Origin of the sequence: Actinosynnema pretiosum (assembly GCF_002354875.1) — a bacterium.
In the GTDB taxonomy this organism is placed as follows: domain Bacteria; phylum Actinomycetota; class Actinomycetes; order Mycobacteriales; family Pseudonocardiaceae; genus Actinosynnema; species Actinosynnema auranticum.
In genome coordinates this window covers 4,662,242-4,688,579 of the sequence record NZ_CP023445.1, presented here as the reverse complement: position 1 = coordinate 4,688,579, position 26,338 = coordinate 4,662,242, and the positions used below count along the sequence as shown (strand labels likewise).

Below are 26,338 nucleotides of genomic sequence, written 5' to 3'. Positions count from 1 at the left end.
GCTGCGCCACCCCGAAGCCGCCGCGACGGGCGGGGGTCACCCGAACAGCAGGTAGGGACCGATCACGTCGCCGCCGGGCGCGAGGTCCGTGGCGGGGCCGTCGTCGACCAGGAGCGCGAAGTGCAGCGCGACCGCGTCGGCCGCCCCGCGACCGGCCCGGCACAGGGCGTCGACCAGGTCGGGCAGGTGCGGGGCGCCGCGCAGCAGGTGCGCGCGTTCGACGACGACGGCGAGGTCGGTCTCGCCGGGCCAGTCGCCGTGCGGGCGGCGCAGGGCGTCGGCCAACGCGGGCCAGTCGTGCGGGTGGTGGGGGAGGTCGAGCAGGCGGGTGAACGAGGCGAACGCGGCGGCGGCGTCGGACAGGTCGGCCGAGTCGACGTGCCTGACCACGCCGCCGTCCTCGCGCAGGCGGGAGAGCTGCGCGGGCACCAGCGGGGCCTCGCGCGGGGCGCAGACCACCCACGGGCTGGTGCGGCGGGTGAGGTCGAACGGTTCGAGGGGCACGGCTCCTCCCTCAGACTCCCCAGGCGTCGCGCCTCGGGGGCTGCACGGCGGACCCAGCGTCCCACCGGTTCCCGGTTCGAGCCACCCGGACGGAGCAGCGGTCGCGGGCCCGGTCAGCGGGCCAGGCCGTCCTCCCACATGCGGATCGCCACCTCGGTGCGGTTCCGGGCGCCCAGCTTCTGCTGCACGCTCGTCAGGTGCGACTTCACCGTCGACAGGGTGATCGACAGCCGCTGCGCGATCTCCGCGTTCGTGCCGCCCCTGGCCACCGCCAGCGCCACGTCCAGCTCGCGCGCCGTCAGCGGCGTCCGGGTGGTGGGGCGGGCGCGGGGGCCGCCCTCGCGGGCGAAGTCGCGCAGCAGGCGCGTGGTGATCTGCGGCGACACCAGCGACTCGCCGCGCGCGGCCACGTGCACCGCCTCCACCAGCAGGCGCGGGCCCGCGTCCTTGAGCAGGAAGCCGCACGCGCCCGCCCGCAGCGCGGCGTGCAGGTTCTCGTCCAGGTCGTAGATGGTCACCACGACCACCCGCAGCGGGTCCGGCACGCCCGGTCCCGCCAGCAGCTCCGTCGCCCGGATGCCGTCGACCTTGGGCATCCTCAGGTCCATCAGCGTCACGTCCGGCCGCAGCTGCCTGGCCAGGCGCACCGCCGCCTCGCCGTCCGGGGCCTCGGCGACGACCTCGATGTCGTCCTCCGCGTCCAGGATCAACCGGAAACCCGTGCGCACCAACGTCTGGTCGTCGGCGATCAGCACCCGCAGCGCCACCCCGGCCCCTCCCCGTCCGTCACAGCCCGCGCGGCGCGGTCGTCGGCAGGCGCGCGCCCACCCGCCACCGGCCGCCGTCCTCGAGGCCCGCGCTCAGCTCGCCGCCCAGCGCGCTCACCCGCTCCCGCATCCCGACCAGGCCGAACCCGCCCGCACCCGGCTCGCCCGCGCCGTCGTTGACGACCTCCAGCAGCCAGTCGCCGCCGTGCCTGCGTGCGCTCACCACGACCTCGGTGGCGTCCGGGGCGTGCTTGCGGGCGTTGGTCAGGCACTCCAGCACCACCCGGTGCACGGTCGTGGACAGCTCCGGCGGCACCTCCGCGCCCGCCACGTCCTCGGCCAGCTCCACCCGCGCGTTCGGGGTGTCGCCGACCGCCGACCGCACCACCTCGCCGAAGTCCGCGCCCGGCCGGGGCACCGCGTAGTCCGGGCTGCGCAGCATCCCCACGACCCGGCGCATCGCGGCCAGCGCGTCCGAGCCCGCCGCCTCGATCTCGGCGAACACCTCGTCCGAGCCGCCGAGCACGCGGGCGGCCTGCGCGCGCACCACCACGCCGCTCACGTGGTGCGCCACCAGGTCGTGCAGCTCGCGCGCCAGCTGCATCCGCTCGCCGACGCGCACCCGGTCCAGCTCCGCGCGCTGGCGGGCGTCGGCGTCGCGCAGCAGCAGCCCGACCGCCATGCCGCCCGCCCACAGCGCGGTCACCGGCACCGCGAGCAGCGCCAGCGGCTCGCCGACGCCGTAGCGGGCCACGGGGGCGGCCGAGACGACCAGGAGCGCGGCCACCGCGAGCGGCCCGGCGCGCCGGGCAGGCAGGCGGCGGCACACCGCGCCGACCAGCAGCGCCACCGCGACGGCCTCGGCGGCGACCGGCTCCGGGGTGGCCTCGGGGACCAGGGAGCGGAACAGGGTGCTGGCGGCCGAGACCGCCAGCGCGGCCAGGGCGAGCGGGGCCAGGTGGCGCGGGAAGCGGCGGCGCAGCGCGGCCAGCACGGCGGTCGCGCTGCCCGCGGCGGGGGCGGCGGTGGTGAGCAGCGAGGCGGTGACGCCCTGGGGGAGGGGCTGGAAGCGCAGCGTCAGCACCAGGTCGACCACGACGGCGCCGAGGAGCGCCGCCACCTCGGCGGCGAGCACTCCCCGGCGCGCGGGCGCTGCGGCGGCCATACCGGTGATCATCCCAGGGGCCGGGTCACGACGCGCGTCGCACGCTCGCGACGTAGGCGTTGGAGTCGGGCGAGTAGGCCGCGAGCACGGCGGCGGCGGAGATGCCGAGCAGGCCGTACTGGTTGAGGCCGTTGTCGGACGTGGTGAAGACGGACACGGCCTCCAGGACGGTCATGACGGTGATGACGACCCTGGCCCAGTTCCTGCCGGCTTTCACGCGGAAGGCGAGCCAGAGGTAGAGCGCGGCGAACAGGCCGCCCACGACCACGAGGAAGGTCCGCTCGGCCGGTTTGTCGGCGAGCGCGTCGGAGGTGGCGGCTCCGGCGAGGGTGACCAGGCTCATGGCGGTGCTGATGAGGAGGAGGACGAAGGCGAGGACGAGGGACTTGGGCGGGGTGGTGGTCGGGGGTGAGGTGGTCATGGGGGGAACGCTAGGGAGGGGCGGGAGTGGTTGCCGGGCAAGGGGGAGAAGAGTGGACCTCCGGTGGAGGGCCCTAGTACTCGGGGACTAGGGGGTGGGGTTCCTCATCCTGGAGATCAGGCGCTCGACCAGTTCCTCGGCGACCGCTGCGGTGTGCGCGCGGACCTCGGAGACGCGCAGGGACTCGGAGGCGGGCAGGCGGATCGACTCCTGGCCGATCAGGGGATAGGCGCCGCTGGTGCGGGTCAAGTCCTCTCGCGTGCCCACCCGCACTCCTGCAGGGGGAGCCAGGCCGATGGTGGGTGCTACCTCGGATTGTTCCGGCACGTCCAAGTCGAGGAGTGTGACCAGCAGTTGGTGCACTGCCACGACGCAGTCCTCTGGCACGAGCACGTGACCGATCACTGCTCGCGGTACCGGAGTCCAAGCCGAGCGCTGCCCGTTTCGCAGAACGGCGAGGCCACCGGCTTCACCGTTGGCGAGAACGACTTCGTCCCCCTCTCGCACTTCCGCGCCCTGTCCCGCGAAGAGTTGACCGAGCGAGCCCCGCACGGCGCGCAGCCGGTTGGCCGGTAGTGCGGACCCGCCGACAGGGGGAAGGTGCACCTCGACGCAGGAGGGCTGCTCCGGAACGTACCGGTTGCCCGAAGCCATGATCGTCGCTCGCCAGAAGACCTCGACGGGTTCGGGCAGCACACGCCAATCCAGGGCGTCCGTTCCGGGAAGCTCCTCCGGCGGGAGCACTGGAACTGTCCCGAGCGGCGGTGACACCCAGCGCGGCTGACCGGTGATCATCCGCAGCAGGGACTCGATTCCTGCTGTGGTCAGGGAGTCCACTTGGTAGTGGCTTGCCGTGCGAGGTTGGAGGAAGCGGGGGATTTCATCGACGCTCCTGCCCGGGAGCACCACGGGAAGGATGCGGTGTGTCCAGGCGCTCCGGTCGCTGTAGATCAGATCGCGGATGATCGCAGCTTCGGCCTGGACACCGCGACTGCGGTCCGGAGGACCATTGCCGTCACCCGCTGCCCGGTAGGCGGGTGAGGCGATGACGAGTGTGAAGTCGGCGGAGGTGATGTGCCTGTCCATCCACGCTAGCCAGTCTTGACGCTCCGCCACCCACTCGTCCAGGTGCGTTGTGATGCCGTTCTGCACCAGGAGCTTGGCCAGTCTGTGCACGTCAAACTTGTGCGCTGGTGAGTCGTGGCCGTAGGAGATGATGACTTCTGGCATGGTCCTGTCACTCGCTTCGGCCTGCTGGTGGGGACAACTCCATGATCCCCAGGACCTCTTGCCTGGTCAACGCTCGATCCGGTGATCCGCGGACAACGCCGGTCGGGAAACCGATTGCGCGCGGGTGAGAGGGCTTCCCATGATCGGGGGCGTGACTTATTCGATCGTGGCGCGTGACGGGAAGACCGGGTGCTTCGGGGTCGCGGTGCAGAGCGGGGTGCTCGCGGTGGGGACCAGGGTGCCCGCCGCGCTCGCCGGGGTCGGGGCGGTGGTGGTGCAGGCCGGGAGTGAGCTGGCGTGGCGGGAGTCCTTGCTCGGGTTGTTGGGGAGCGGGGTTTCGGCCGCGGGGGCGGTTCGGGCCTTGGCGACGGTTCCGGGGGTCGGGGAGGCGCAGTTCGCCGCGGTGGGGGTGGAGGGGGGTGCCGCCGCGTTCACGGGGGGTGAGTGCGTCGGGGCCGCTGGGCACCTGGTCGCGGGGGCCGTCAGCGCGCAGGGGAACATGATGGCCTCGCCCGAGGTGTGGCCCGCGATGGTGGCGGCTTACGAGAGCGCGGCGGGGGATCTGGCGGACCGGTTGGTCGCGGCGCTGGTCGCGGCCGAAGCCTTGGGCGGGGACGTGCGGGGGCCGCAGTCGGCCTCGGCGCTCGTCGTGGGGCCCGAGCGCGGGGCGCTGTCCACGGGGAACGCGGACGACCCGGTGATCGACCTGCGCGTCGACGACTCGCGCGACCCGGTGGGGGAGCTGCGGCGGCTGCTGACCGTGGCGCGCGCCCACCGGCACCTCATCCGGGCCTGGATGGCCGGGGACGACGACGCGCTGCGCCTGGCCGAGTTGCGGGCCGCCGTCGACCTCGCGCCCGACGATCCCGCCGCGCTGCGGTCGGCGGGCATCGGGCTTGCGCTGCGCGGGCACCTCGGGGAGGCGGCGCCGCTGCTCGCCCGCGTCGCCGAGGTGGAGCCGAGAGCGCTGCGGTGGGTGCGGGTGTCCGCCGAGCGCGCGGCCCACGAGGGGAACCCGCACGCCGCGGCGCTGCTCGACCGGGTGGAGCAGCACTCGCGGGTACGGTGAGCCGATGCCCCGACTCGTCCACCTGAACGGACCGCCCGGCATCGGCAAGTCCACCCTCGCCGCGCGCCTCGCCGACCGGCACCCCGGCACCCTCGCGCTCGACGTCGACGCGCTGCACCGCTTCGTCGGCGGCTGGCAGGACCCGGTGAGCGACACGTGGGCGGCGGTGTGGCCGCTGGCCAGGGCGATGGCGGTCGCGCACCTGGACGGCGGGCGGGACGTCGTGCTGCCGCAGTACTTCGCCGACGCCGAGGAGATCGCCGGGTTCGAGGCGCTGGCGCGCGGGCGCGGCGCGGACTTCCGCGAGGTCGTGCTGCTGGACGACCGCCACGCGGCGATCGAGCGGTTCCAGCGGCGGGCCGCCGGGAGCGACGACCCGTGGGTGCGCCACCAGCACCGGCTGGTGCAGGAGCGCGGGGGAGCCGCCGAGCTGGCGGCCATGCACGACGCGCTCGTCGCGGTCACGCTGCGCCGCCCCGACGCCGTCGTGGTGCCCAGCAGGGCCGGCGCGGTCGAGGAGACCTACGCGCTGCTGGTGGCCGTGCTGTGAGGTGGGCGCGTCCCGCGGCGGCGGCACGGGACGCGCCCACCGCGCTCAGCGCCGGAAACCGGCGCCGATCCGCTCCTGCACCCTCGCCCGCAGCGCGGGATCACCGGACGGGGCCGCCTCGGCGATCACCGGGGCGCTCACCGCACCCCGGACCGGACCGTCGGCCGGGAACACCCGGTCCTCACCGGGCAGCGGCAGGCCGGGGCAGGTGATCCGGTCCGGCCGCGAGTCGCGCAGCAGGAACACGTTCACCGCGCCGTCCACGCACGGGTTCCCGTCCACCGCGTACTGGCCGTGCGTCGTCGAGCCGTCGACCTGCACGAAACCGACTCCGGGCGCGGCCCGCACGGCGGCGCGGGCCTGCTCGTACCCGGTCTGCGGGTCGAACTCCGACTGCACCACCAGCACCCGGTCCGCCACCTGCGGCGGCAGGGTCGGCAGCTGCTGCCGGGGCGCCTCGCTCCAGTAGCCGCACGCCTGCCACAACCCGTACGCCCAGCCGAACACCGGCCACCTCGGACCCTGCCGGTCGCTCAGCGCCTTGTTCCGCGCCGCCGTCCGGGGCACCTCGTCGCCGCAGGTCACCGCGTAGTACGTGCCGGGGTACGAGGTGCGGTCCGCAAGCCCCTCGGCCACCCTCGCCGTGGTCAGCCCGCTCAGCGGCACGCCGAACTCGCGCGCCGACACCTCGTCCAGCCGCGCCCGCAGCGCCTCCGGCGTCCCGGGGTCCTCGCCCAGCGCCGCGACCAGGACCGCCGCCGACAGCAGCCAGACCAGCTCGTTGCCCATCCCGACGAAGATCCGGTCGTACGCGTCCGGCGCCACGCCGTGCCCGGCGTACACCTCCCGCGCCCGCTCCCACGCGCCGCGCGGGTCCTCGCCCACCGCGTCCGGGAACTGCCTGGACAACCACGGGAAGTACTGCTGCTCCAACTGCCGGTCGCCGATCTGCGGCCACGCCTCGAACGCCGCCTGCAACCGGCCCTGCCAGTTCACGCTGGAGTCCAGCACGACCTTGCCGACCCGGTCGGGGAACAGCGACGCGTACTTCGCGCCCAGCCACGAGCCGTACGAGTAGCCCAGGTAGTGCAACCGCTCCTCGTCCAGCAGCGCGCGCACGCCGCCGAGCGGTCCCGCGCGTCGAGCAGCCCGGTGGGCAGCCGGTCGGCAGGCACCTCGCAGGTGAACGCGCTGCCCGCCACGCCCTGCTGCCCCGTGCCGCGCGGGTCCATGCCGATCAGGTCGTACGCCCCGGCCAGGTCCGGCGCGAGCGCGGCCAGGTCGCCCGCGAGGCCTGCGCCCTGACCGCCGGGGCCGCCGGGGTTGACCAGCATCGCGCCCCGGCGCCCGCCGGTCGCCCGGCTGCGGCTGATCGACACCTCCAGCTCCGCGCCGGAACCGGGGTCCGCCCAGTCCCTCGGCACGGTGATCAGCGCGCACTCCAGCGGCGCGGTGGGGGTGAACGCGCACTCGCCCCAGGTGACGGCCTGGTCCGCGTACTGCCGGGCCGGATCGGCCGGTCCTGCGTGGGCGGGTGGCGCGGCGGTCAACGCGAGCGTCGCCGCCATGAGAACGGATACCTTGTTGCGCAAGGGTTCCCCCTCGTCCGGGTGCGGGTGTCCGGCGCCCACCCTGGTGCGCGGACCCGGCGGGCGCGTCGTCCGCGCGGACGAGACCCGTCGCCCGGTCTAGTGCTCGCGGGGGTGGTGGCGGTGACTACGGTGTCACCCGTGCCCACCGACGCCGAGCCGGTCGTGCTCCGCCGCTACGCCCAGTTCGCGCTCGACAACCTGCTCGCCGCGGTGGTCTCCGCGCTGTTCGCGGTGGGGCTGTTCGCGCTCGCGCTGGTGCTGATCGACCGGGGTCTGCTCAGCCGCGAGGCAGGCCCCCACGTCATCCCGGTCGTGGCCTGGTCGTACGCGGGGGCGCTGCTGCTGAGCGCGCTCTGGGTGCACGTGTGGTCGCCGCTGCGCAACGGCGGCGCGTCGCCGGGGATGCGGCTGGTGGGCATCCGGGTGCGCGCGCTCGACGGCGGCGAGCCGACGCTGGGCGCGCACCTGCTGCGGTGGCTGGTGATGGCCGTCGACGGGCAGCTGTTCGGGCTGGTCGGCGCGGTGCTGATCGCGGTCACGCCGAAGCGGCAGCGGCTCGGCGACGTGGTCGCGCGCACGGTGGTGGAGCGGGTGCGGCCCACCGGGACCGCACCCCGGCCCGGTCAGACCTCCAGCGCCGCCAGGTAGTCCGCGAACGTGCGCTTGCCCCGGTCGTGCTCGCCGGAGGGGGTGAGCGCGCCGGACGCGAGCTGCGCCCCGACCTCGCCCAGCTCCTGCACCCGGATCTCCCGCCGGTCGCCGGTGCGCTCGAACAGCCGCCGCGCCATCTCCGCCAGGGTGAGCTTCTCCTGCCCCGCCAACGGCCTCGCGCGCCCCCGCGGCTCCCCGGTGACCAGCTCGACCAGCCGCTCGGCCACGTCCTCGGTCGCCACCGGCTGCGACAGCATCGGCATCAGCTCCACCACGTCCCCCTCGACCCGCGCGGTGTTCTGCTCGGCGAACTCGAAGAACTGGGTGGCCCGCAGGATCGTCCACGGCACCCGCCCCTCGGAGACGATCCGCTCCTGGAGGCGCTTGCCGTAGTAGTACCCGAGGTCCACCTCGTCGGTCCCGACGATCCCCAGCACCACCAGGTGCCCGACCCCGTGCCGCGCGCACCCCTCGACCAGGTTGGTCGCCACGGTCCCGAAGAACCGCTCGGCGCTCTCCCGGTCCCACACCGCCGTGTTCGCCACGTCGATCACGCCCGCGCACCCGGCGAGCGCCGCGTCGAGCCCCTCGCCGGTGACCAGGTCGACGCCGCGCGACGGCGACAGCACCACGGCCTCGTGCCCGGCCGACTCCACCGCCGCGACGACCTTGCGGCCCACGGTCCCGGTCCCACCGGCCACTGCGATCTTCATCGTCATCCCTCCGCTGTTCGGTGCTTCCGGGGGGAGGACGAGGTGGGGGAGCGGGGTGTGACAGGTGATTCCACAATATTCCTGCACTATCGCTTCAGTGTCAGTCGAAACGAGGCCGGGGTGGCGGGAACCGGCCCTGGGCGCCGGACTGGGCCGGGCTCGAAGCGGTTGCGAGGACCGCTGGAGCGGGGAGGCCCACTGCACGACGGCCGGTTGCTGGTGGGGCGACCGCTGGCCCCGTGTCCTGGACGAACGCCTCCGCCCCGCCGTAATCCGCGCAACGCCTGGGTGCCGCTCGGCGCCCCGGCTGGCGGTGGGCCGCTTCGTGCCGGTGGGCGGCACGTGGGTCGAGTCGGACAGGAACCTGCCCGGCGGGGAGGTGACGCCGAGCGGAGCGGCGCGGAACTGGCCCGCGCGCGCCGCACCGCGGACCTGGAGGGCTCCCCGCGGGTGCGCATCGCCACCCCGGCCGAGTTCTTCACCGCCGCCCAGGCCGACTACCCGGACCCGCCGGTCCCCTCCAGGTCCTCGCCCTCCGGCTGTCACGGACCTGAGCGCTCCGCCGGTTCTTCCTGTCCCAGCAGCGCGTTCACCCGGACGAGAACCCCGAGCTGGGCCCGGTTGAACCGCTCGGCGAACGCGGTGGCCACCACCGCCGCGGCCCCGCCCCGGCCCCGCGCGTCGCACGCCCCCGGCGCGGCCATCCAGGGGAACCGCTCGTGGGCCCGCCGAACCGGGCCGACCATCCGGCGGGCCAACGACTCGACCGCGTCCGCGTCGGCGTCCTCGGGCAACCGGGAGAACTCCTCCTCCGTCCCGTCGTCGCCGCTCTCCGCCACGAGCGCGCCCAGGTCCGCCAGCGCCTCGTCGTCGAAGGTCCCGGCGAGCACCGCCAGCAGGTCCCGGTCCGCCTCGGACAACCCGCGCGCCACCGGGCCGAACACCGCGGGCGTGTCCAGCGGCGCCCGGTGCTCGCGCAGGACCGCCAGCTCGGCCCTGGCGGAGCTCAACCGCGCGATCGCCTCGGCCAGCTCGGCGTCGATCGCCTCGATCGAGTCGTCCGCCCGCTCCCCGACCTCCTCCATCTCCCGGATGCGCGACAGGGTCAGCCCGAACCCGGTCAACCGCTTGATCCGCAGCACCCTCGCCAGGTGCGCGGCCCCGTACCGCTTGTACCCGTTGGCCCCGCGTCCGGGCAGTTCGAGCAACCCCATCCGGTGGTAGTGCCGGACCGTCTTGACGGTCGACCCGGCGAGGTCGGCCAACTCCCTGGTGCTCCAAGCCACGTCCGTCCCCCCTCGGCAGGAGTCAGCGCAGCGGCGTGTGCGCCGGGTCCACCCGCTCCCCGTCGGCCACGGCCCCCGGCGGCGTCCCGTCGCCGAACGGCCGCCCGCCCAGCGCCTCGCGCCCGTGCTCGGTGACCCACCCGGACAGGTCGGGGCCCAGCGGCACGATCCCGTTCGGGTTCAGGTCCCGGTGCACCTCGTAGTAGTGGCTCTTGATCTGGGCGAAGTCCACGGTGTCGCCGAACCCCGGCGTCTGGAACAGGTCGCGCGCGTAGCCCCACAGCGCGGGCATCTCGGAGAGCTTGTTCCGGTTGCACTTGAAGTGGCCGTGGTAGACCGGGTCGAACCGCACCAGCGTGGTGAACAGCCGCACGTCGGCCTCGGTGATCGTGTCGCCGACCAGGTACCGCTGCCCGGACAGCCGCTCCTCCAGCCAGTCCAGCGCCGTCCACAGGCGCGCGTACGCGTCGTCGTACGCCTCCTGGCCGCCGGCGAACCCGCACCGGTACACCCCGTTGTTGACCTCCGTGAACACCCGCCGGTTCACCTCCTCCAGCTCGTCCCGGTGGGCCTCGGGCAGCAGGTCCGGGGCGCCGTCGCGGTGGTGGGCGCGCCACTCGGTCGACAGGTCCAGGGTGATCTGCGCGAAGTCGTTCGTGGCCACCTCGCCCGTCGTGGTGTCCACGATCGCGGGAACGGTGATGCCGCGCGGGTACTCCGGGTCGCGCTTGAAGTACGCCTCCTGGAGCCGCTCGATCCCCAGCACCGGGTCGCGCCCGTCCGGGTCCAGGTCGAACGTCCACGAGCGCTCGTCGTGCGTGGGACCGGGCAGGCCGAGGGAGAGCACGTCCTCCAGCCCGAGCAGGCGGCGCACGATGATCGCCCGGTTCGCCCACGGGCAGGCGCGCGCGGCGACGAGGCGGTACCGGCCCGGTTCGACCGGGTACCCCTCGGCGCCGTCCGCCGTGACCCTGGTGGTGAGGTACCGGGTGTCGCGGGTGTACGCCTTGCCCTTGACCGAGTACGTGCCGCCCCGGCTGTGCTCGGGGTTTTCGCTGGTGGCGGTGTCGCTCATGATCGTGAGCCTACGGCAGCGCGGCGGTTCCGGCCGGGTGTCGACCGCGGGTTCCCAGCCGGGGGGCGGAATCCCGCCACCGCTGGGCGGAAAGAGGTTGCCGCGCAACCGTCCCCGGCCCCCGCGCGGCTTTACGGACGCACGACCCGCCCGCCGCGCACGGCAAACGGGCGCACCGGATCGGGCGGTGGAACCAGAGCTTCCACGTGGTTTGACGGGATCGCTCCCCGCTTCCTAGCCTGTGCAGACCGCTGGGCGCTCCCCGCCCCGCCCGGCGGGCGCCGTGTCCCGGCCGAGGCGCCCGACCGGTGCAGCGGCCCGCAGCGGGAGGAGCATGTCGTGCGCTTCACCGACAGGGTGGTCCTGGTGACCGGTGCGACCGGCGGTATCGGTCGCGCCGCGGCGTTGGCGTTCGCCGAGGAGGGCGCGCTGGTCGTCCTCGCGGCGCGGAACCCGGTGCGGTTGGCCGAGATCGCGGACGGGGTCGGCGGTGCGGGCGGGCGCGCGGTGCCGGTGCCCACCGACGTGTCCGACCCGGTGGCCGTGCGGGCGCTGTTCGAGGTGGTCGCCGGGTACGGCGAGCTGGACGCCGCCGTCAACGACGCCGGGATCTGGGGCGGCGAGCGGTGGGGCGTCGAGCGCCGGTGTTCCGGCGGGCCGGGCGACGAGCCGGGGGCCCGGCTGTCCGGGGACGACGGTCGGTGGCGGCGGGCGCTGGAGGTCGACCGCGGTGGCGCCTGGCGGTGCCTGCGGGGCGAGCTGGCGCTGGTGCGCGAGGGCGGCGTGATCGTGGACGCGGTGTCGGTGCTCGGGGGGCGGGAGTCCGCGCGGGAGCACTACGGGCGCGGGGTGCGGGTGACCGGGCCCGCGCGGTCGCCGGGGGAGCTCGGGGCGGAGCGCGCGGGCGTGCTGCTGGGGCTGGGGCGGTTGGGCGGGGTGCTGGAGGCGTCCCGCGAGCTGGTCCGGGTGTGCGCGGAGGAGTCGGTGCGGCGGGTGCCGGTCGCGCCTGTGACGGCCGCTGCGGAGCGCGGGCAGCCGCGTCGCGCGGTGCCGTCCCCCAGGGCCGCGGAACAGCCGCAGGAGGGCGTTGCGGGGGCCGCGGCGGGCGTTGCGGCGGCGGCTGTCGCGTCGGCCGGGCGCAAGGGGCACAAGCGCGGGGCGCGCGGGCGTCGGGAGCGCAGCGCGGACCGGGTGTGAGCCCGGCCCGTTGATAACGGATCGATAACGGCCTCGCGTGCGCGGGAGGGTGAGGACTCCTCCCGGAACTCAGGGGTGGTGCTCGCGCGGCGGGGTCCGTTGGATCGGCCAGCGGTGGGAGCGTTTCCAGAACCCGCCGCAGAACTGGTCCCCGCCCGCGAAGGAGGAACGAGATGAAGCAGCGGTCACTCGCCGCCGCCCTGCTGGTCGCGGCAGGCATGGCCGTCCCGGTCGTCACCGCCACCGGGGCGCAGGCCGACGCCGCCCTGTGCGGCCAGTACGACAGCACCCAGGTCCAGGGCCGGTACGTGGTCATGAACAACCGCTGGGGCGGCAACGCCGAGCAGTGCGTCGACGTCACGGGGTCGGGGTTCCGGCTCACGTCCCAGAAGGGCAGCAAGCCGACCAACGGCGCGCCCCTGTCGTACCCGGCCATCTACGGCGGTTGCCACTACGACAACTGCTCGCCCGGCACGAACCTGCCGGTGCGGATCGGCGACGTGGCGAGCGCGTCCACGTCGATCAGCTACGGGTACAACGCGTCCGGGATCTACAACGCGTCCTACGACATCTGGATGGACCCCTCGCCCAAGCGCACCGGGGTCAACCAGGTCGAGCTGATGATCTGGCTCAACCGCCAGGGGTCGATCCAGCCCATCGGCAGCCGGGTGGGGAGCACGACCGTCGCCGGGCGGACGTGGGAGGTGTGGCAGGGCAACAACGGCGGCAACGACGTGGTGTCCTACCTCGCGCCCTCGCCGATCACCACCCTGTCGTTCGACGTGATGGACTTCGTCCGGGACGTGGACAACCGGACCCAGGTCACCACGTCGTGGTACCTGACCAGCGTGCAGGCCGGGTTCGAGCCCTGGCAGGGCGGCGAGGGGTTGTCCGTGAACAACTTCTCGCTGGACGTCCGGACCCGGTGAGGTCGGCTCCGGGGTGAGGGGGTCGTCGCCGACCGGCCTCGGCGGCGGCCCTCCGACCCGGAGGTGTGCTCGGGGAGATCGTGAGGTTGAACGTCCGATTCGGGGGAAAACACCCACCGGAACCGAGTCGGAGGGCAGTCACGACATGAGCGACCAGCACGACCACGCCACCCACGAGCGGCACCCGAAGCCCGAGGACCAGCACGGGCAGAGCCAGCGGCACCCCGGCTCCGGGGAGGACATGGACCCGAAGCCCGACCACGGCGAGAGCACGTACCGGGGGAGCGGGAAGCTCGACGGACGTCGGGCGGTGATCACCGGAGGGGACTCCGGCATCGGCCGGGCCGTCGCCCTGGCGTTCGCCGCCGAGGGCGCCGACGTGCTGCTGTCCTACCTCCCCGAGGAGCAGGAGGACGCCGAGCGCACGGCCGAGCTGGTGCGCGAGCGCGGTCGCAAGGCGGTGCTCGTCGCCGGGGACATCACCGACGAGCGGCACTGCGGGGAGATCGTCGACCGCGCGCTGGGCGAGCTGGGCGGGATCGACGTCCTGGTCAACAACGCGGCGCACCAGATGGCGCAGGAGGACGGGCTGCTCGGGATCAGCAGCGAGCAGTTCGACCGGGTGCTGAAGACGAACCTGTACGCGATGTTCTGGCTGTGCAAGGCGGCCGTGCCGCACCTGGGGCCGGGGTCGACGATCATCAACACCTCGTCGATCCAGGCCACCGACCCGTCGCCGCAGCTGCTGGACTACGCGACGACCAAGGCCGGGATCGTGAACTTCACCAAGGGGCTCGCGATCGACCTGGCCGAGCGCGGCATCCGGGTCAACACGGTCGCGCCGGGGCCGGTGTGGACGCCGCTGATCCCGGCCACCATGCCGGAGGAGGCCGTCGCGAACTTCGGCGAGCAGGTGCCGCTGGGGCGGGCCGCGCAGCCGGTCGAGCTGGCGCCCGCGTACGTGTTCCTGGCCTCGGCGGAGTCCAGCTACATCACCGGCGCGGTGATCCCGGTGACCGGCGGCAAGCCGTTCAACTAGCCGCCGTCGGGCGCGGTCCCCTCGGGGGCCGCGCCCCGGCCGTCAGCGGGGGAGCGGTTCGCCGAGCAGGCGGGTGGCCGCCGCGCGCACGGCCTGGTCCCGCGCCACGAGGTCCCACGCGCGGCTGGAGGCGATCCGGCGCGGGCTGTCCACGACGGCGCGCGCCAGGGCGGGGACCCCGTCGTCCGGCGCGCCGACCCCCGCGAGGCGGCACGCGGTGGTGAGCAGGTCCTCGTCGGCGACCTGCTGACCGGAGTCCCACTCGCGCAGCACTTCCAGCAGCGCCGGGTCGTCCTGCCGGTCGGCGATCGGGCCGCGCAGGACGTCGGCGTGGGCGCGCAGCGGGAGCAGCACCTCGGCCAGGTCGGCCGGGCGCGGCCAGAGCCGCCGGTGCACGGGGTGCGCGCCGCCCGTCGGGGTGAACGAGAGGTCTTCCGCGCGCAGCAGCTCGACCAGTCCCGGCAGGCAGCGCGGGTCGTCCTGCCTGGCCAGCGCCCAGAGCGCGGCCTCTCTCAGGCCCCCGCGCTCCCGCTCGGCCAGCTCGGCGAGCCGGTCGGCGTGCTCCCGCGCCTCGGGGCCCAGGTGCGCCAGCAGGACCACCGCCCAGCGCCGCACCTCGGAGTTGTCGTCGTCCAGCAGGTCCACCGGGATCGGGACGCGCCACCTGCGGGTGATCCGCATCGCGCAGCCCAGCGCGGCCAGCCGGTGCGGGGCGCCGCCGCGCGCCGCGACCCCGGCGGTGAACGCGGTCGCCGCCGCGGGGTCCTCGTCCAGCAGGCCGAGCGCGCCGAACACCGCCTGGCTGACCGGGTCCGCGCGCGGTTCCCAGTGCAGCCAGGCGGAGTCCGCGTCCGCCGCGTCGTCCAGCACCGCCGCGACCAGCGAGTCGACGTTCTCCTGCGGCCAGGTGAACTCCGGGGAGTGCAGTGCGTGCGCGGCGGCCAGCCGGATCAGCGGGTCGTCGTCGCGCAGCAGGGCGGGATCGGCGTCCACGCCGAAGGACCGCGCGAGGTCGTGCCGCACGCCCCGGTCGGTCTCGACGTCCCAGCGGGCGCGCAGCACCGGCCCGCGCCCCCGGACCGCCGAGGCCACCAGCCGCGTCGCGTGGCGGCGCACGCGCAGGTCGTCGTCGGCCAGCAGGGCGGTCAGCCGGGGTTCCAGGGCCTGCCAGGCCGGGGAGGTCCCGTCCAGGGCCGACAGCCGCGCCAGCAGCCGGACGGCCCGGTGCCGGTGGTGCGCGGCCCCGCCCGAGGCCAGGTCGAGAAGCGCGGGCAGCAGGTCCGCCGTCGACTCCCGCCACTCCCAGCCCAGCAGGGCCTCCAGCGCGGCGATCCCGCGCGCGGCCTCGTCGCGGTCGGCGCTCGCGGCCTGCGCCACCCGCTCGGCGGGTGAGATGGACGGGTCGCATTCCCGTGCCGGTGGCACGTGGTCCTGCTCGGTCACTTCGTGGACCTCCTCGTGGGGGGGTGGTTCGGACGTCACCAGGGGAGCGATTCGCCGAGCAGGCGGGAGGCGGACTCGCGCACGTCCTGGTCTTGCGCGATCGGCTCCGGCGAGATCAGGCGCCACCCCTGGTGGTGGCCGATCCGGTCCGGGCGGTCGGCGAGGGTTCGCGCGAGCGCCAGGACTTCTCCGTCCGCCGCGCCGATCTCGGCGAGGTGGCGCAGGGCGGTGGCGCTCGCGGCGCGGAAGCCGTCCCGGAGCGGCGCGGCGGTGCGGGCGAGAACCGGGGCCACCTCGCCCGCGTCGCCGGTGATCCGCCACAGCGCGTGGCAGGCCCCTGCGCGCGAGTGCTCGTCGTCGCTGGTGGCCAGGAGCTCCCGGAGCACCACCGCCGCGGCGGGGTCGTGCGAGGGGAACGAACCCGGCGTACCAGGAGGCTGCGGTGAGCCGGAGGTCAGCTCGGCCAGGCTCGGCAGCGGGATCGCGCCGATCTCCCACAGCGCCCGCTCCACCGGCTCCGCCCACCGCTCGGCGACGGCGCGCAGCGCGTCGGCGGCCCCGATCGCGCCCGGCCCCAACCTCCCGATGGTCACGGCCACCAGGCCGTGGTGCCGCCCCGGCCTGGCCAGCAGGCCCACCAGCGCCGGAAGCGCGGGCAGCGCGGCCGGGCCCCACGCCACGAGCACCCTGAGCAACCGCCAGCCCCCCGCCTCGAACCGCTCGGGGGCGACCAGGCACTCGGTGATCGGGGGGAGCAGGGCGTCCGCGTGGGCGCGCAGCGGGATCAGCACGTCGATCAGCTCGGTGCGGAACGGCCAGGGCGCGTGCTCCAGGGGGCTAAGGCCCCTGGTCGGGGCGAACGAGAGCACGTCGCCGCCCAGCAGCTCGACCAGTCCGGGCAGGCAGCGGGGGTCTTCCTGCCTGGCCAGCGCCCACAGGGCGGCGTCCCGCAGGCTTCCCCGCTCCCGCCCGGCCAGTTCGGCGAGCCGGTCGGCGTGCTCCCGCGCCTCCGGGCCCAGGTGCGCCGCCACCACGGTCGCCCAACGGCGCACCCTGGACGCGCTGTCGTCCAGGAGGCGGCCGACCAGCGGGACCGGCGCCGGATCGCGCCACCGGCCCAGGGCGCGCATCGCGCAGCCCAGCGCGGCCAACCGGTGCTCGACACCACCGCGCGCCACGACACCGGCGGCGAACTCGGCGACCGCGCCGGGGTCGTCCGCGAGCAGCTCCCCCGAATCCCGCACCACCTGGCCGATCGGCGTCGCCCGCGACTCCCAGTCCAGCCAACCGGATCCCGACCAGGTCGCCTCGTCCAGCGCATCCTCGACCAGCGCCTCGACCCCCTGATCGGCGTGCGCGCCCAGCGCCCGGAGCAGGTCGTGCCGCACTCCCCGGTCCGCCTCGACCTCCAGGCGGGCGCGCAACGCCCGTTCGGGGGCCCGGACGGCGCACGCCACCAGCCGCGTCGCCTGGCGGCGCACGAGCGGGTCGCCGTCGGACAGCAGCGCCGTCAGCCCCGCTTCCCACCCGGTCGGGACCGGTGTCGACCACGTCCGGTCGGGGTCGGTCAGCCGGGCGAGCAGCCGGGTGATCCGGGGGCGGTGGTGCGTCCCGGTGTCCGAGACCAGGGCCAGCAGGACGGGCAGCAGGTCCGCGGTGGCCTCGTGCGGCTCCCAGCCCGGTGTGGTCTCAAGCCCGGCGATCCCGCGCGCGGCCTCACCCGGCTCCGCGCTCGCCGCCAGCGCCGCCCACTCGGCGGGCGACACCGCCGGGTCCGCCTCCCCCGCCGGTCGTTCCGCCCACCTCACCGCAGCAGTTGGGCGGCCGACGCCCGCAGCGCCTCGTCCTCGGCGATCCGCTCGCGCTCGCCGACGTCCGCCACCCGCCGCCGCGACCCGGCCACGGCGCGCGCCACCGCCAGGACCTCCTCGGTGCGCACGCCCATCTCGGCCAGGTGGTGCAGCGCCGCCCCGCGCGGCCGGGTGTAGTCACCGGTCGCCAGCGGGGTCGCGGCCTCCACCAGCAGGGGGACCACGTCGGCGCGCTCGCCGGTGATCCGCCACAGCGCGTACCCGGCCTCCACCCGCCGCCAGCCCGTCTCGTCGGGGGTGGCCAGCCGCCGCAAAGTCTCCTCGGCCTCCGCCGCCGCCGGGCCGAGCGCGCCCAGCACGCCGATCGTGACGCCGGAGCGGCGCGCCTCGCCCGCCAGCGCGGGCACGTCCGCCTCGCCGTAGCCCTCGGCCGCCTTGAGCGCCGCCGTCGCGTACCGGCCGTAGTACCGGTGCCCCACCAGGGTCTCCAGCACCGGTCGCGCCGCGCGCGAGAGCGGCCCCCAGGCCGCCAGCACCCGGCACAGCGCGGCCACCAGCAGCCGGTGCTGCCCCGGACGCGCCAACCGGGCCGCGATCGGGCCCACCAGGACGTCGGCGTGCGCCCGCAGCGGGGTCAGCACCTCCTCGGCGGTCGGCTCGCGCAGCCACGGGCCGCAGGCGGTCACCGGGGAGGACGCGGTCGGCCGGTGGGTGTTCAGGTCGAACGGGGTCCGGTCGCCCTCCAGCAGGTCTACCAGCGCGGGCGCGCAGCGCGGGTCGTGCTGGGCGGCCAGCGCCCACAGGGCCATGTCGCCGGTGGTGTGCGCGGTCGACTCGCCGCGCTCCTCGTGCGGGTCCTCCAGCAGCTCCACCAGGCGGTCGGCGTGCGGGCGGCCCGCCGCGCCCAGGCAGGCCAGCACCGCCGCGGCCCGGTAGCGCACGGCGGGACGCCCGTCGTGCAGCAGCTCGCCCAGCAGGGGGACCAGGTCCACGTCCCGCCAGGCGTAGAGCAGGCGCAGCGCCACGCCTAACACCGCCGCCCGGCGCGGCCCGGAGCCGTCGCGGGCGACCCGCGTGACGTAGCCGGTCAGCGCGTCGGGGTCGGCGGCCAGCAGGTCGCCGGTGGTGATGACCAGCTCGGTCGGGCCGCCGCCCAGCCGCACGTCCTCCAGCCACGCGGAGTCCACCCACAGCGCGCTGTCCACCTCGCCGACCGCGCGGGCCAGCGCGTCCACGTGCGCGAGCGGCGCGGCCGGGTCGGTGGCGGCCAGCGCGTGCACCGCGGCCAGGACCACCTGCGGGTCGTCGTCGGCGAGCAGCGCGGCCAGGTCGAACGCGGGGTCCGCGCGGCCCAGCGAGCGCACCAGGTCGCACCGCACGCGCCGGTCGGGCTCCACGTCCCAGCGCTCGCGCAGCGCCGCCACCGCCTCGGGCCGCCCGAGGCAGGACAGCAGCCTGCCGCCCTGGCGGCGCACCAGCGGATCGGGGTCGGCCAGCAGCGCGGGCAGCCGGGGCCACACCCCGTCCACCGCCGCGCTCCACGCCGCGTCGGGCTGCCCGCGCTCGGCGATCCGGCGGATCAGCCGCACGACCTGCTCGCGCGCGTGCACCGCCCCGCCCTCGGCCAGGTCCACCAGGAACGGCAGCGCGACCGGCGCGGCCGACAGGACCCGGCCGCGCGCGGGGCGCAGCAGGTCACCGAGGTCGACGATCGCGCCGAGGGCGTGCAGCGGGTCCTCCCGCGCGCACTCCTCCAGCAGGTCCGGCACGGTCCCGGCGGGCCCGTGGCCGCCTTCCAGCGACGCCCAGTCGATCTTTCGCGCAGCCGCCCAGTCGATCTTTCGCACACCCGGCACACTAGGGCCGTCGGGCGCACGCCGTGGGGGTTTTCCGGCCTGGCCCGGCAAAGAACCGGTTCAGGTCGGCGTGTCCGGCGCGGCAGCGCGCGGCTGCGCCGGACACGCCGGGAACCGGGGTCAGGCCAGCGCGTGCAGCACCGCCGCCGTGAGCGCGGTGCGGGTCACCAGCCCGGAGACGGTGGCGTGCTCGTGCCTGGCGTGCGCCCCGTCGCCGATCGCGCCGAAGCCGTCCAGCACGCCGACGCCCAGCGCCGCCACGAAGTTCCCGTCGCTCGCGCCGCCCACCGCCACCTCCGGCAGCGAAAGGCCCAGCCCCTCGGCCGCCGCGCCTGCCACGGCGTGCAGCTCGGCGGTGGCCGGGGTGCGCTCCATGACCGGGCGGTTCCAGCCGCCCTCCACGGTCAGCGACGCCTTCGGGTGGCGCGCGGTCAGACCGGCGAGCACGCCCTCCACCCTGGTGATCTCCGCCAGGCTCGACACCCGCACGTCGACCTCGCCGAACGCGCTGCCCGCGATCACGTTCGACCGCGTGCCGCCGCCGATCACGCCGACGTTCACGCTGGTCCCGGCGTCCAGGTCCTGCGCGGCGTGCAGGGTCAGCACGGCCCGCGCCAGCTCGTCCACCGCGCTCGCGCCCCTGGTCGGGTCCAGGCCCGCGTGCGACTCGACGCCCTCGGCGCGCACGGTGAACACGCCGACCCCCTTGCGCGCCGTCTTCACCGCGCCCTCCGGACCCGCCGCCGCCTCGAACACCAGCGCCCCGCGCACGCCGACCGCCGCCGCCTCGATCACCTCCCGCGACGCGGGCGAGCCGATCTCCTCGTCGCCGTTGAGCACCAGCCGCAGCGGCGGCAGGGCCAGACCGGCGGCGCGGGCGATCCGCACCGCCCAGAGCAGCTGCACCAGCCCGGCCTTCATGTCGAACACGCCCGGCCCGGTGATCCGGTCGCCGTCGACCGCGAACGGGATCTCCGCGAGCGTGCCCAGCGGCCACACCGTGTCGTAGTGCGCCAGCAGCAGCACCGGGGCGGCGGCGCTGCCCGCGAAGTCCAGCACCCGCACGTCCCCGTGCACCCCACCGTCCACTGTGGACGACGAGTCGGCGGGGCCGATCCGCTCGACGACCAGACCGTCCACGAAGGACAGACCGCGCGACAGCGCCGCCTTGTCGTCGCTGGGCGTCTCGACCTCCACGTACCGGCGCAGGTCGTCCAGCATCTCCGGCAGCGCGGCCCGCGCCGCCTCCAGCAGTGCCCCTGTCACGCGCTCTCCCCTTCGCTCGTCCGCTCACGGGCCGCGCGAGGCGGCCAGCACCGGACGGTACCGGTCGAACGGCCGGTCAGGCGGGGGTCAGGGTGAAGCGGACGTTCGGCTCCTCCCCGTCGCCCCCGGCGAGCACGGTCACGTCGGTCACCACCGGGCGCAGCGCCGCGCCGATGCCGGTGATCCCCAGGTCGCCCGCGGCGGCCCGGCCCGCGCCCAGCAGCACCGGGGCCACGTACGCGACGATCTCGTCGACCAGGCCCGCCCGCAGGAACGCGGCGGCCACGGTCGGCCCGCCCTCCAGGAACACGTGCCTGCGACCGCGCTCGAACAGCTCGGCCAGCGCGGTCCCCGGGTCGCGGGTGCGCAGCAGCGCCACCTCCGCCGACCCGTCGAACAGCCGCAGCGCCTGCGGCAGCTCCCGCTCGCCCAGCACCGCGCGCAGCGGCTGGTGCGCGAGCGGGGCGTCGTCGGGGCCGCGCACGGTCAGCCGGGGGTCGTCCACCACGGCCGTCCCGGCGCCCACGAGCACCACGTCGCAGCCCGCGCGCAGCCGGTGCACGTCGGCGCGCGCGACCGAGTTCGAGATCCACCTGCTGGTGCCGTCCGCCGCCGCGCTGCGCCCGTCGAGGCTCGCGGCGAACTTCCAGGTCACCAGCGGTCGCCCGTGCTCGACGCCGAACACCCAGGCCCGGTTCAGCTCGCGGGCGCGGTCGGCCATCAGCCCGTGCTCGACCTCGATCCCGGCGTCCCGCAGGGTCCGCGTCCCCCCGGTGGCGACCGGGTTCGGGTCGGACTGGGCGAAGACGACCCGCCGCACCCCGGCCTCCACCAGCGCGCGGGCGCACGGCCCGGTCCGGCCGGTGTGGTTGCACGGCTCCAGCGTCACCACGGCGGTGGTCCCGCGCGCGGCGGCGCCCGCCCTGGCCAGCGCGTCGGCCTCGGCGTGCGCGGTCCCGGCGCCCCGGTGGTGGCCCTCGGCGACCACCGTCCCGTCGTCGGCCAGCAGCACGCACCCCACGCGGGGGTTGGGCCCCAGCGGGACCCCCGGCGTCGCGGCCAGCTCCAGCGCCCGCGCCATCGCCTCGTGTTCGGTCAGCACAGCCCGTCCCTCTCGTGCCCTCGTGGCGTCCCGCACTCCTCGGCCAACCCGTCGGCCAGCAGCGAGGCGATCGCCCGCAGCTCCTCGACCCGCCGCGGGTCGAGCCGGTCGAACACCAGCCTGCGCACCTCGGCCACGTGCGCGGGCGCGACGCGCCGCAGCACGGTCAGCCCGTCGTCCGTCAGGGTCGCGTACTGCACCCTGCGGTCCGCGCCGCACTGCCTGCGGCGCACCCACCCGCGCTTCTCCATCGCGGCGATCGCGTGGGTGAGGCGGGACGGGCTGGTCGCGGCGAGCCTGGCCAGCTCGCCCATGCTGAGCGTGCGGTCCGGGTGGTCGGAGAGCACGGCCAGCATCGAGTAGTAGGTGTGGCTGATCCCGACCTCGTCCCGCAGCTGCCGGTCGAGGGCCTGCGGGAGCACGCTGACGACCCGCAGCAGCGCCAGCCACGCGGCCATCTCGGGGCCGTCCAGCCAGCGCGGGGCGTCCGCGCCGTCGGCCTCCGGGTCGGCGCTGCCGGGGTCGGCGCCGCCAAGATCTGCGCTGCCGGGTCCGGCCCGGCCGAGGTCCGCCGTCACGAGGCCAGCTCGGCCCCGACCACGTCCCCCAGCCGGGGGTGCGCGACCGGGTGGGCCAGGTCGAGGGTGTGCGCGGTGTGGTCGCGCTTGGCGGTCAGGTAGCGGGCGTTGGCGTCGGAGAGGTGGACGCCGGTGGGGACCCGCTCGGTGACCGCGACGCCGTAGCCCTGGAGCTGGACGGCCTTGTCGGGGTTGTTGCTCAGCAGCCGGACGCGGTCGACGCCCGCGGCGAGCAGCATCTGCGCGGCGGCGCGGTAGTCGCGCTCGTCCTCGCCCCGGCCCAGCGCCACGTTGGCCTCGTAGGTGTCCATGCCGGAGTCCTGGAGCGCGTAGGCGTCGAGCTTGGCGTACAGGCCGATGCCGCGCCCCTCCTGGCGCAGGTAGAGCAGGAACCCGCCGGTGGTCGCGATGCGCTCGACGGCCTCGCGCAGCTGCGGGCCGCAGTCGCAGCGCTGCGAGCCGAACACGTCGCCGGTGAGGCACTCGCTGTGCGGGCGGACCAGGGGAGCGGTCCCGCCCCGACCGGCGAGCGCCACGGCTGTCTCCCAGTCGCCCAGGCCCAGGAGCAGGTGCTCGCGCTCGTCGGCCAGGCCGCGGAAGGTGAGCACGTCGGCGGTGGTGCTGTAGCCGTCGGGGAAGCGCAGGGGGACGCGGACCCTGGTGCGCACGGTGGCGGAGGGGGTCGCGGGGAAGTCGGTGGCCATCAGCACTCCAAGTGTTTGAAACTTGAAATGATGCTAGGTCGGGTGGGCTTGAAGCTTCAAGTGAATCGGCGCATGGCGCAGGTCACAGGGGTTTCCCGGCATATCCGGGCCGGTCCGGGCGTTAGGCGCGCCCGACGCGCCGCCGGGTGGCCTACCCGGCGACCCGTCCGGCAGCGCGTCCACCGGTCCGCCCGGTGATCCGCTCGACGGCGGCCACGGCGGCGGCCCGGTCGTGCGGCTCGGTGTCCAGCGCGCGGTGGATGGACATCCCCTCGATCAGGGCGTCGAGCAGCCTGGCCGTGAGCGGGTCGAAGTGCCGCTCCAGCGCGCGCCTGCTGGCCGCCATCCACGCGTTGGTGATGTCCCGGCACTCCGGGTCGCGCGCGGCCAGGGTGTACAGCTCGTGCGTGAGCACCAGGTCCCGCTGGGTGCTCAGGGTGTCCACGGTGATGATCTCCACGACCGCCGCGGCGGCCTCGTCGGCGTCCGCGGCGGCGGCCATGCGCGCCTCGAACCCGGCGGCCACGGCGCCCGCGAACCGGCCGAACGCCTCGCGCAGCAGTTGCCGCATCCCGTCGAAGTGGTAGGTCATCGACCCCAGCGGCACCCCGGCCGCGGCGGCGATGCCCCGGTGCGAGGCCCCGTCCACCCCGACCTCGGCGATCACGTCCAGGCAGGCGTCGATGATCCGGTCCCGCCTGCCGGGGTCGGGCCTGCGCGAACCCGGTCCCCGCGCGGGTGCCGGGGCGCCGGTCCCCGCGTCGTCCTCGTCCACGCCCGCCTCCCCGGAAATCGTTAGCCGAGCGCAGTGTACAAACGTACCACTGGCGGGTAAGAACGTGCCCATGCCAGCTGACACCGATGTCCGCCCCGCTCGGGAGGACGTCCGGGCCCGCGCCGCCGTGGCCGCGATGTTCTTCACCAACGGGGCCCTGATCGCCAACCTCATCCCGCGCTACCCGGAGATCAAGGCCGAGCTGGGCATGGGCAACTCCGCCTACGGCCTCGCCGTCGCCGCGTTCCCGGCGGGCGCGATCGTGGCCGGGCTCGCCGCGGGCGTGCTGGTGCGCCGGTTCGGCTCGGCCAGGGTCGCCGTCGTGAGCACCGCGCTCGCCGGCCTCGGCGTCATCGCGGCGGGCCTGGCCCCGGTCACGCTGGTGTTCGCCGCGGCCGGGTTCGTCGCGGGCGCGATGGACTCGATCACCGACGTGGCCCAGAACGCGCACGGCCTGCGCGTGCAGCGCCGCTACGGCCGCTCCATCATCAACTCCTTCCACGCCGTCTGGTCCATCGGCGCGGTCACCGGCGGGGCCATGTCGGCGGGCGCGATCGCGCTCGGGATCGACCGGGCGCCGCACCTGATCGGCGCGGTCGCGCTGCTGGCCGTCGTGGCGCTGGTCGCCCTGCGGTTCAGCCTGCCCGGCCCGGAGGACGCGGAGCAGCCCGAACCCGCCGCCGCCGGGGGCGCGGGTCGGTTCGCCTCGGCGGGCCGGGTCGTGCCGGTGCTCGCCGCGCTCGTGCTCATCGCCACGGCGGGCACCCTCGTGGAGGACGCGGGCAACTCGTGGGCCGCCATCTACCTCGGCGGGCTCGGCGCGCCCGCCGCGCTCGCCGCCTCCGGCTACATCGCGCTCGTGGGCACCCAGTTCATCGGCCGGATCAGCGGCGACCGGCTGGTCGACCGGTTCGGCCAGCGCACCGTGGCCAGGGCGGGCGGGATCGTCGTCGCGGTCGGCTTCGGGCTCGCGCTCGCCCTGCCGACCGTGCCCGGCACCGTCGTGGGCTTCGCGGCGGCGGGCCTGGGCATCGCCACGCTGGTGCCCGCCGCGATGCACGAGGCGGACGAGCTGCCGGGGCTGCGGCCGGGCACCGGGCTGACCGTGGTGTCCTGGCTGATGCGCCTGGGCTTCCTGCTGTCCCCGCCGGTCGTCGGGCTCATCGCGGACGCGTCGAGCCTGCGCCTGGGGCTGGTGGTCGTGCCGATCGCGGGCGCGCTGGTCGTGCTGCTCGCGGGCGTGCTCAAGCAGGAGCGCGCGAACGCCTGACCGGGAGGAACGCCTGACCGGGAGGACCCCAGAGTGGGAGAACCCCGGAACGGGAGAACCCCTTCTCCGCCGCGCCGGGAGGAAGTCCGGTTCGGGGGAGGAGGGGTTCTTCGCCTCCTGGGCGGTGTTCCCGCTCAGAAGTAACCGGGGTGCTGCGGCTGCTGCGCGGGATGCGGCTGCGCGGGCGGCTGACCGGCGCCCTGCGCGATCAGCTGCTCGGCCTGCTCCTTGGTCAGCTTGCCCTCCGCGCCGCAGAACGTGCACTGCACGACGCGCTTGATCCGCACCGGGAACAGCGGGATGAAGAACAGCGTGAACTTGGTGACCAGCTTGTGCACGGCCTGGGCCGCCGGGTTCCCGCACCGCGAGCACAGCAGCGTCACCATCCCCAGCAGGAACGCCTTCGTGCGCCAACCCCAGATGACCATCCGATACCCCCGGTGATGTGAAAAAGCGGCCCACAGTGTCCCACTTGGACAGCCGCTGTCCAGTGCGATTCGCCGGAATTCCCGCGTGCCGGGGGAGGTGTTCCCGGCGGCCGTCAGATCTGGGCGGCCCCGCCGTCGACCGCCAGCTCGGCTCCGTTGACGTAGCTGGAGGCGTCCGAGGCCAGGAAGACCGCCGCCGCCGCGATCTCCTCGGGCTCGGCCAGCCTGCCGAGCGGGATCGTCGCCCCCGCCGCGTCCAGCTCGGCGGCCGGGACCAGGTCGATCAGGCCCTGGGTGCGGGTGCCGCCGGGGGAGAGCACGTTGACCCGGTACCCGCCCGCCCCCGCGCCGTGGGCGAAGCCCCGGACCAGGTTGCGGATCGCGGCCTTGGTCGCCCCGTACACCGGCAGGTACGGCTGCGGGCGGGTGGCGGCCGACGACCCGGTGAAGATGATCGACGCGCCGGGGGCCAGCAGCGGCAGCGCCTTCTGCACGGTGAACAGCGAGCCCTTGACGTTGGTGGTGAACATGGCGTCGAACTGCTCCTCGGTGATCTCGCCCAGCGGGGCGGTGATCCCGATCCCGGCGTTGGCGACGAGCACGTCGATCCGCCCCGCCCGCTCCGCGACCGCCGCGTAGAGCGCGTCGAGGTCGGCCAGGTCGCCGACGTCGCAGCGGATCCCGGTCACCCTCGGACCCAGCTCGGCCTCGACCGCGTCGAGCTGGGCCTGGCGGCGGCCGGTGACGAAGACCCGCGCGCCCTCGGCGTGGTAGGCCCGCGCGATCGCCAGGCCGATGCCCGCGTTCGCCCCGGTCACGACCGCGACCTTGTCCTCGAGAACGTTCATGGCGACTCCAACCGGTGTTATTGACTAGGTGGTCAATAACACCGGTTTTTGTCTGCCTGGTCAATAACT

At 75.3% G+C, this 26,338-nt stretch carries 27 protein-coding genes; 7 read left to right on the top strand and 20 right to left on the bottom strand.

Going from position 1 to position 26,338, the window contains the following annotated elements:
• Positions 1-36: 36 nt before the first annotated feature.
• The 5 genes from CNX65_RS20030 to CNX65_RS20010 form a co-directional block, all read right to left on the bottom strand.
• The gene (locus CNX65_RS20030; protein WP_096495123.1) at positions 37-504 is read right to left on the bottom strand and encodes a hypothetical protein; all 468 of its coding nucleotides are present in this window, start codon (positions 502-504) and stop codon (positions 37-39) included.
• 113 nt (positions 505-617) lie between these two features.
• Positions 618-1,271 (bottom strand): response regulator, encoded by a 654-nt coding sequence (locus tag CNX65_RS20025; protein WP_096495122.1) that lies wholly within the window; start codon positions 1,269-1,271, stop codon positions 618-620.
• A gap of 19 nt (positions 1,272-1,290) precedes the next feature.
• The gene (locus CNX65_RS20020; RefSeq protein WP_218180554.1) at positions 1,291-2,436 is read right to left on the bottom strand and encodes a sensor histidine kinase; all 1,146 of its coding nucleotides are present in this window, start codon (positions 2,434-2,436) and stop codon (positions 1,291-1,293) included.
• A gap of 25 nt (positions 2,437-2,461) precedes the next feature.
• Positions 2,462-2,857: a hypothetical protein gene (locus tag CNX65_RS20015; protein ID WP_096495121.1), complete on the bottom strand. Its 396-nt coding sequence runs from the start codon at positions 2,855-2,857 to the stop codon at positions 2,462-2,464.
• Positions 2,858-2,944: 87 nt separating this feature from the next.
• Entirely contained in the window at positions 2,945-4,087 is a 1,143-nt protein-coding gene (locus CNX65_RS20010) for a toll/interleukin-1 receptor domain-containing protein (RefSeq protein WP_096495120.1), read from the bottom strand.
• Positions 4,088-4,238: 151 nt separating this feature from the next.
• On the opposite strand from CNX65_RS20010, the gene CNX65_RS20005 reads away from it, so the two are divergent.
• Positions 4,239-5,156 carry a DUF1028 domain-containing protein gene (locus CNX65_RS20005; protein WP_157767744.1) on the top strand — a complete coding sequence of 306 codons (918 nt, stop codon included), beginning with the start codon at positions 4,239-4,241 and terminating at the stop codon, positions 5,154-5,156.
• Positions 5,157-5,160: 4 nt separating this feature from the next.
• Complete coding sequence (locus tag CNX65_RS20000; protein WP_096495118.1) at positions 5,161-5,706, top strand: AAA family ATPase; 546 nt, start codon at positions 5,161-5,163, stop codon at positions 5,704-5,706.
• Between the two features lie 45 nt (positions 5,707-5,751).
• Here CNX65_RS20000 and CNX65_RS19995 read toward each other — a convergent pair whose 3' ends face one another.
• Both CNX65_RS19995 and CNX65_RS37200 read right to left on the bottom strand, forming a co-directional pair.
• Entirely contained in the window at positions 5,752-6,816 is a 1,065-nt protein-coding gene (locus tag CNX65_RS19995; protein WP_232520179.1) for an alpha/beta hydrolase, read from the bottom strand.
• Positions 6,699-7,298, bottom strand: a complete 600-nt coding sequence (locus tag CNX65_RS37200) for a hypothetical protein (RefSeq protein ID WP_232519920.1) — start codon at positions 7,296-7,298, stop codon at positions 6,699-6,701. The genes CNX65_RS19995 and CNX65_RS37200 overlap by 118 nt, the downstream gene beginning before the upstream one ends.
• 138 nt (positions 7,299-7,436) lie before the next feature.
• On the opposite strand from CNX65_RS37200, the gene CNX65_RS19990 reads away from it, so the two are divergent.
• The gene (locus CNX65_RS19990) at positions 7,437-7,946 is read left to right on the top strand and encodes an RDD family protein (RefSeq protein ID WP_157767743.1); all 510 of its coding nucleotides are present in this window, start codon (positions 7,437-7,439) and stop codon (positions 7,944-7,946) included.
• Here CNX65_RS19990 and CNX65_RS19985 read toward each other — a convergent pair.
• From CNX65_RS19985 to CNX65_RS19975, 3 genes are all read right to left on the bottom strand, one after another.
• The gene (locus tag CNX65_RS19985; protein WP_096497886.1) at positions 7,922-8,662 is read right to left on the bottom strand and encodes an SDR family oxidoreductase; all 741 of its coding nucleotides are present in this window, start codon (positions 8,660-8,662) and stop codon (positions 7,922-7,924) included. The genes CNX65_RS19990 and CNX65_RS19985 overlap by 25 nt on opposite strands.
• 542 nt (positions 8,663-9,204) lie before the next feature.
• Positions 9,205-9,948 carry a MerR family transcriptional regulator gene (locus CNX65_RS19980; protein ID WP_096495117.1) on the bottom strand — a complete coding sequence of 248 codons (744 nt, stop codon included), beginning with the start codon at positions 9,946-9,948 and terminating at the stop codon, positions 9,205-9,207.
• Between the two features lie 22 nt (positions 9,949-9,970).
• Positions 9,971-11,023, bottom strand: a complete 1,053-nt coding sequence (locus CNX65_RS19975; RefSeq protein ID WP_096495116.1) for a glutathione S-transferase family protein — start codon at positions 11,021-11,023, stop codon at positions 9,971-9,973.
• Positions 11,024-11,362: 339 nt separating this feature from the next.
• On the opposite strand from CNX65_RS19975, the gene CNX65_RS19970 reads away from it, so the two are divergent.
• The 3 genes from CNX65_RS19970 to CNX65_RS19960 all read left to right on the top strand — a co-directional run bounded on the left by CNX65_RS19970 (position 11,363) and on the right by CNX65_RS19960 (position 14,188).
• Positions 11,363-12,220 (top strand): SDR family NAD(P)-dependent oxidoreductase, encoded by an 858-nt coding sequence (locus CNX65_RS19970; RefSeq protein ID WP_157767742.1) that lies wholly within the window; start codon positions 11,363-11,365, stop codon positions 12,218-12,220.
• A 173-nt stretch (positions 12,221-12,393) separates the two neighbouring features.
• Entirely contained in the window at positions 12,394-13,149 is a 756-nt protein-coding gene (locus CNX65_RS19965) for a GH12 family glycosyl hydrolase domain-containing protein (RefSeq protein ID WP_096495115.1), read from the top strand.
• 145 nt (positions 13,150-13,294) lie between these two features.
• Positions 13,295-14,188, top strand: coding sequence for an SDR family oxidoreductase (locus CNX65_RS19960; RefSeq protein ID WP_096495114.1), 894 nt, complete (start codon positions 13,295-13,297; stop codon positions 14,186-14,188).
• A 42-nt stretch (positions 14,189-14,230) separates the two neighbouring features.
• Here CNX65_RS19960 and CNX65_RS19955 read toward each other — a convergent pair whose 3' ends face one another.
• The 8 genes from CNX65_RS19955 to CNX65_RS19920 form a co-directional block, all read right to left on the bottom strand.
• Entirely contained in the window at positions 14,231-15,631 is a 1,401-nt protein-coding gene (locus CNX65_RS19955; protein ID WP_096495113.1) for a HEAT repeat domain-containing protein, read from the bottom strand.
• A 35-nt stretch (positions 15,632-15,666) separates the two neighbouring features.
• On the bottom strand, positions 15,667-17,439 hold the full coding sequence (locus tag CNX65_RS19950; protein WP_096495112.1) for a HEAT repeat domain-containing protein: 1,773 nt from the start codon (positions 17,437-17,439) through the stop codon (positions 15,667-15,669).
• The gene (locus tag CNX65_RS19945; RefSeq protein WP_096495111.1) at positions 17,436-19,289 is read right to left on the bottom strand and encodes a HEAT repeat domain-containing protein; all 1,854 of its coding nucleotides are present in this window, start codon (positions 19,287-19,289) and stop codon (positions 17,436-17,438) included. The genes CNX65_RS19950 and CNX65_RS19945 overlap by 4 nt, the downstream gene beginning before the upstream one ends.
• 129 nt (positions 19,290-19,418) lie before the next feature.
• Positions 19,419-20,564: a M20 family metallopeptidase gene (locus tag CNX65_RS19940; protein WP_177154285.1), complete on the bottom strand. Its 1,146-nt coding sequence runs from the start codon at positions 20,562-20,564 to the stop codon at positions 19,419-19,421.
• Positions 20,565-20,640: 76 nt separating this feature from the next.
• Positions 20,641-21,666: a bifunctional diaminohydroxyphosphoribosylaminopyrimidine deaminase/5-amino-6-(5-phosphoribosylamino)uracil reductase RibD gene (gene ribD / locus CNX65_RS19935; protein ID WP_096495110.1), complete on the bottom strand. Its 1,026-nt coding sequence runs from the start codon at positions 21,664-21,666 to the stop codon at positions 20,641-20,643.
• A complete protein-coding gene (locus CNX65_RS19930) occupies positions 21,660-22,244 on the bottom strand; it encodes a MarR family winged helix-turn-helix transcriptional regulator (protein ID WP_096495109.1) in 585 nt (194 codons plus the stop codon). The genes ribD and CNX65_RS19930 overlap by 7 nt, the downstream gene beginning before the upstream one ends.
• Positions 22,241-22,948: a GTP cyclohydrolase II gene (locus CNX65_RS19925; RefSeq protein ID WP_096495108.1), complete on the bottom strand. Its 708-nt coding sequence runs from the start codon at positions 22,946-22,948 to the stop codon at positions 22,241-22,243. Before CNX65_RS19925 ends, CNX65_RS19930 begins: the two co-directional genes overlap by 4 nt.
• Positions 22,949-23,099: 151 nt before the next feature.
• Positions 23,100-23,723 carry a TetR/AcrR family transcriptional regulator gene (locus tag CNX65_RS19920; RefSeq protein ID WP_096495107.1) on the bottom strand — a complete coding sequence of 208 codons (624 nt, stop codon included), beginning with the start codon at positions 23,721-23,723 and terminating at the stop codon, positions 23,100-23,102.
• Between the two features lie 70 nt (positions 23,724-23,793).
• Here CNX65_RS19920 and CNX65_RS19915 point away from each other — a divergent pair, with 70 nt between their 5' ends.
• Positions 23,794-24,993: an MFS transporter gene (locus tag CNX65_RS19915; RefSeq protein ID WP_096495106.1), complete on the top strand. Its 1,200-nt coding sequence runs from the start codon at positions 23,794-23,796 to the stop codon at positions 24,991-24,993.
• 134 nt (positions 24,994-25,127) lie between these two features.
• Here the strand turns inward: CNX65_RS19915 and CNX65_RS19910 are convergent, their stop codons facing one another.
• Both CNX65_RS19910 and CNX65_RS19905 read right to left on the bottom strand, forming a co-directional pair.
• Positions 25,128-25,421, bottom strand: coding sequence for a zinc-ribbon domain-containing protein (locus CNX65_RS19910; protein WP_096495105.1), 294 nt, complete (start codon positions 25,419-25,421; stop codon positions 25,128-25,130).
• Between the two features lie 113 nt (positions 25,422-25,534).
• A complete protein-coding gene (locus tag CNX65_RS19905) occupies positions 25,535-26,269 on the bottom strand; it encodes an SDR family NAD(P)-dependent oxidoreductase (protein WP_096495104.1) in 735 nt (244 codons plus the stop codon).
• Positions 26,270-26,338 lie beyond the last annotated feature (69 nt).

What these genes read in the sequence shown, in the direction of transcription:
- CNX65_RS20020 (WP_218180554.1), bottom strand. Translation starts at nt 2,436, where the DNA reads ATGGCCGCCGCAGCGCCCGCGCGCCGGGGAGTGCTCGCCGCCGAGGTG.
- CNX65_RS20015 (WP_096495121.1), bottom strand. Translation starts at nt 2,857, where the DNA reads ATGACCACCTCACCCCCGACCACCACCCCGCCCAAGTCCCTCGTCCTC.
- CNX65_RS20010 (WP_096495120.1), bottom strand. Translation starts at nt 4,087, where the DNA reads ATGCCAGAAGTCATCATCTCCTACGGCCACGACTCACCAGCGCACAAG.
- CNX65_RS20000 (WP_096495118.1), top strand. Translation starts at nt 5,161, where the DNA reads ATGCCCCGACTCGTCCACCTGAACGGACCGCCCGGCATCGGCAAGTCC.
- CNX65_RS19985 (WP_096497886.1), bottom strand. Translation starts at nt 8,662, where the DNA reads ATGAAGATCGCAGTGGCCGGTGGGACCGGGACCGTGGGCCGCAAGGTC.
- CNX65_RS19975 (WP_096495116.1), bottom strand. Translation starts at nt 11,023, where the DNA reads ATGAGCGACACCGCCACCAGCGAAAACCCCGAGCACAGCCGGGGCGGC.
- CNX65_RS19965 (WP_096495115.1), top strand. Translation starts at nt 12,394, where the DNA reads ATGAAGCAGCGGTCACTCGCCGCCGCCCTGCTGGTCGCGGCAGGCATG.
- CNX65_RS19960 (WP_096495114.1), top strand. Translation starts at nt 13,295, where the DNA reads ATGAGCGACCAGCACGACCACGCCACCCACGAGCGGCACCCGAAGCCC.
- CNX65_RS19925 (WP_096495108.1), bottom strand. Translation starts at nt 22,948, where the DNA reads ATGGCCACCGACTTCCCCGCGACCCCCTCCGCCACCGTGCGCACCAGG.
- CNX65_RS19915 (WP_096495106.1), top strand. Translation starts at nt 23,794, where the DNA reads ATGCCAGCTGACACCGATGTCCGCCCCGCTCGGGAGGACGTCCGGGCC.
- CNX65_RS19910 (WP_096495105.1), bottom strand. Translation starts at nt 25,421, where the DNA reads ATGGTCATCTGGGGTTGGCGCACGAAGGCGTTCCTGCTGGGGATGGTG.
- CNX65_RS19905 (WP_096495104.1), bottom strand. Translation starts at nt 26,269, where the DNA reads ATGAACGTTCTCGAGGACAAGGTCGCGGTCGTGACCGGGGCGAACGCG.